This window comes from Sutterella seckii (assembly GCF_009183815.1).
Taxonomy (GTDB): Bacteria; Pseudomonadota; Gammaproteobacteria; order Burkholderiales; family Burkholderiaceae_F; genus Sutterella; species Sutterella seckii.
On sequence record NZ_WEHX01000176.1, the window covers coordinates 1 to 1,594 of the forward strand.

1 protein-coding gene is annotated in these 1,594 nt (G+C 56.5%); it reads left to right on the forward strand.

All coding sequences use genetic code 11. From position 1 onward, the window contains the following. The first annotated feature begins 141 nt into the window (after window positions 1-141). Window positions 142-1,173 (forward strand): MBL fold metallo-hydrolase, encoded by a 1,032-nt coding sequence (locus tag GBM95_RS11640; RefSeq protein ID WP_152159241.1) that lies wholly within the window; start codon window positions 142-144, stop codon window positions 1,171-1,173. The last annotated feature ends 421 nt before the right edge of the window (window positions 1,174-1,594 follow it).

Here is a 1,594-nt window from a genome sequence, read left to right on the forward strand (position 1 = left end):
GTTAAGCCTTGATACTAGGAACCGCCGTATACGGAACCGTACGTACGGTGGTGTGGGAGGACGGCATGGGAACTAATCCCATGCCTCCTACCCGATTTTCTTGGACTCGCTGCGGTTTCCGCCGCCGCGGGCGGAACCGTCATGACGAGACCGGACTTCGGCGGAAAGCCCGAGGGCGAGCGCCTGAGACGCATGATGTCGTCTCCTCACTGGGCGGAGGGCCAGTTTCAGAATCTCGATCCGATGGCGGCGCCGCCTGCGAACCGCTCGCAGTTCGAGATCATGAGCGAATTCCTCTTTGACCGGAATCCGGCGCGGTTTCCCGTCGGCATCCTCCCGCACATGAAGACGAATCTTGCTCAGCTCCCGCAGAACCAGTTCGTATGGCTCGGACACTCGGGGTTCTTTCTCCGGATGGAAGGGGTTTCGGTCATCATCGACCCGGCGCTGCATCAGGCATTTCCGCTTCCAGGGTTCTATAAGCCCTTCCCCGGGGCGGATGCTTATCAGCCGAGGGACCTTCCGGCCGCAGACCTTCTCGTCATCACGCACGATCATTACGACCATCTCGATTATGAGACCGTAAAGGAATTGAAGTCCCGCGTCAAAAGAGCCGTCTGCCCCTTGGGCGTCGGCGCGCACCTCGAGGCCTGGGGATGGGAGCCCGAGCGCATCACGGAGCTCGACTGGTTCGAGGTGACGAAAGCGGGTCCCCTCACGATTACGGCGCTCCCCTCGCAGCACTTCTCCGGCCGGACCTTTAAGCGCAACGAAACGCTTTGGGCGGGCTACATGTTTTCTGCGAACGGCGTGAATGTCTACCACTCGGGCGACACGAGCTGGGGAAGACACTTCGCGCAGATCCGGGAAATGTTCCCGAGAATCGACATTGCGCTTCTTGAGGACGGCCAGTACAACGAGGACTGGCCGGGCGTGCATCTTCTTCCAAAAGCCTGGGGAGAGGCGCTTGAAGTCATTCGCCCGGAAGCAGTGCTCGCCATGCACAATTCCAAGTTCTGCCTGAGCCGCCACTCGTGGCAGGAGCCGCTCGAACGGGCGCTCGCGACCACAAGGGCGGATGGCTTTTCGCTCCTCACGCCTGAGATCGGAGAGGCGGTGGCGCTTGATCCTGCGCTGAGGATGGGCACCCGGGAGTGGTGGAAGACGGCTTGAAATGATGTTCGAGAACTCACGGATTCATCGGGCGATGATGGATCCGGAGATTCTTTGAGTCTAAGGAGAACCGGAGGCAGGCTGGAGGCTTGAGCCACAGTCCCTTTATCCGCGTCAGGGTAGGAAGCTCTGCTATATATTGGAGAACTTTGCCATTGGGGTGCTCGTGATTAGCGGAGAAATCAATATTTGATAAATATATTGATATTAAAATTCAACGTCGCATTGTTGCTACACGAACGCAAATGAGGGTTTTCCCTTCACATATAAAATTAAATTAATTTGAGTTAAATTCACGAAAGTAATTCTTAAATAAGGGTTAACCCCGAAACTCATAACGCGCTCGGGTGATTAAGCACCGTTCCCATCGGTAAGAGCGTCGGCCTCAACCCCGCAGTGTTGACGACGCTCTTTAAAAATC

Bases quoted from the DNA above. Each gene is read 5' to 3' on its own strand.
- GBM95_RS11640 (WP_152159241.1), top strand. From the start codon at position 142: ATGACGAGACCGGACTTCGGCGGAAAGCCCGAGGGCGAGCGCCTGAGA.